At 58.8% G+C, this 2063-nt stretch carries 5 protein-coding genes; 3 read left to right on the forward strand and 2 right to left on the reverse strand.

Annotation, left to right across the window (positions count from 1 at the left end):
• Both Q0520_RS01615 and Q0520_RS01620 read left to right on the forward strand, forming a co-directional pair.
• On the forward strand, positions 1-356 hold a 356-nt coding region (locus tag Q0520_RS01615), incomplete at its 5' end, for an RNA-guided endonuclease TnpB family protein (protein WP_298665774.1).
• A 7-nt stretch (positions 357-363) separates the two neighbouring features.
• Entirely contained in the window at positions 364-741 is a 378-nt protein-coding gene (locus tag Q0520_RS01620) for an SAM-dependent methyltransferase (protein WP_298665776.1), read from the forward strand.
• Positions 742-747: 6 nt separating this feature from the next.
• Here Q0520_RS01620 and Q0520_RS01625 read toward each other — a convergent pair whose 3' ends face one another.
• Positions 748-1095, reverse strand: coding sequence for a hypothetical protein (locus Q0520_RS01625; RefSeq protein WP_298665778.1), 348 nt, complete (start codon positions 1093-1095; stop codon positions 748-750).
• Positions 1096-1134: 39 nt separating this feature from the next.
• On the reverse strand, positions 1135-1359 hold the full coding sequence (locus tag Q0520_RS01630) for a hypothetical protein (protein WP_298665779.1): 225 nt from the start codon (positions 1357-1359) through the stop codon (positions 1135-1137).
• 91 nt (positions 1360-1450) lie between these two features.
• On the opposite strand from Q0520_RS01630, the gene Q0520_RS01635 reads away from it, so the two are divergent.
• Positions 1451-2063, forward strand: a 613-nt coding sequence (locus Q0520_RS01635) for a uridylate kinase (protein WP_298665781.1), incomplete at its 3' end; no start/stop codon positions are given.

A 2063-nucleotide genomic window follows, 5' to 3' on the forward strand; every position in this document is an offset into this window, starting at 1 on the left:
TGGAATCGTTGAATGTTGGCGGGATGATGCAGAATCATCATCTGGCACAGGGAATAGGAGATGTTTCGTGGAGCACATTCTTCACGATGCTGGAGTACAAGTGTCGGGAGTATGGGAAGACCCTCCTGAAGATCGGGAGATTCGATCCCTCCTCAAAGATATGCAGCAAATGTGGGTATCTCAAACGGGATCTTGTTCTCTCAGACAGAGAATGGATCTGTCCTGACTGCGGCACTCACCACGACCGCGACATCAACGCAGCGATCAATATCAAGAAGTTCGCCCTGCAAGAGCAGAACCTTGTCGGGGTAGCAGGTGCGGAACGCACCGTTGAGCCTGTGGACTTGCCTCAGTAGAGGGAGGATGAAGCAGGAAGCCCCGCCCAACAGGTGCGGGGTAGTTCACCACTTCCATCGCGCCGGCGGGTGCGAACTTGTCCGGGCGCCTTTTCTTGACGAAGGGAAAGAACAGGGTATCTTTGCAATCCGTCATTATAACCGCCCGAACCCGATCGGTCTCTCGATCGTCAGGCTGGAGGGTGTGCGCGGGAACGTCCTCGATATTTCCGGCGTCGACATACTCGACGGCACGCCTCTCCTCGACATCAAACCCTATGTCAGCCAGTTCGACCGCCGCGAGAATGTGCTGAACGGGTGGATGGATGAGCGGGACGTCGGGGGGATGAGGGACCGGGATGCAACGCCCCGGGGGCTGCAGGGCGGGAAAATGGGGTGGATTTGAGGGTTATCAGCCGAGGATCCGTTTTTTCAGGACTTCATACAGGTCGCGCCCGAGCAGACGTTCGGCCTCAGTGCGGTGAGCGTCTTCGATAAGGAGGAAGAGCCTTCTCGTCCCCGCTGCCGTCGTTGAGATCCCGACCCTCTCAGTCCGGGTGATCACGCCCTCCTCCTCCATCGTCGCAAAGAGGGGCAGGACATAGTAGTGCGGCACGCCGAGGTACTCTGCGAGCCGCCGGGTCGTCGGGAACCGGATCCTGATCCCTTCTTCCGAGCATGTCAACAGGAGTGCCCTGTCGTCTTCAAGGAGGATCCGCGCTGCCGCTGCAAGGATCATGTCTGTGGTCAGTGCCGCCATGTGCGGTAAAATAGTCCCTGAAGAAGGATGAGGTTTCCCCTACTCCTTCTTGCTGCCGCGCTCCTCTTCGGAGACGGGTTCGAGGTAGACGATCTCGGCCGCGATATCGGCGGCGATTACCTCGAGTTCGGTCTTCCTGAAATGGGTCGCCTCGACCCAGAGGCGCTTTGCGTTGTTCTCGCCCGTTACGGCGACGATGCGATACTTCGGCTGTTTCACGCCGCTGCCGACCTTGCGGCGTTCACGGACATAGATTTTTGTCATGGTGACCACCTGTTATCCAGCTGATATAGCAACTGGTATGGCCCATATTATATCTCCCAACCTATAAACATGATCCTCACACGGTGATACCATCACGGCACAACGCTTTGAACTCAATTCCGGACTCCGCGGCGAGACCATGGTGCGGAAGGGCCTCATGAAACGGATAGACGATATCCCCCAGATCCGGATCATGCCCGAACTCAATGTGATCAAGATCGGCGGTCACGGCACGATGGACTTCGGCCGTGAGGTCGTCTTCCCGATCGTGGAGGAGATCGGTGCGCTGAAAGAGGCCGGGGAGAAGGTTCTCGTCGTCACCGGCGGCGGCGTGCGCGTCCGCCATATCATGGACATCGGGATCAACCTGGGGATGCCGACTGGCGTCCTCGCAGAACTCGCCTCAAAGATCAGCGAGCAAAACGCACTGATGATGTCCCTCCTCCTCTCGAAGTACGGCGGGACACAGGTGAAGTCGGGCGACCTCCTCGAACTGCCGACCCTCGCCTCCCTCGGGATGCTGCCGGTGACCCACGGCACCCCCCCGTACGGCCTCTTCGAGCAACCGGCAGAGATCGGGTCGATCCCGCCGAACCGAACTGATACGGGTGCGGTGCTCATCGCGGAGGTGATGGGCGCGAAGAACTGTATCCTTGCGAAGAACGTCGACGGCCTCTACACCGAGGACCCCCGCATCGATCCCG

Origin of the sequence: uncultured Methanofollis sp., from assembly GCF_937919355.1 — an archaeon.
In the GTDB taxonomy this organism is placed as follows: Archaea; Halobacteriota; Methanomicrobia; order Methanomicrobiales; family Methanofollaceae; genus Methanofollis.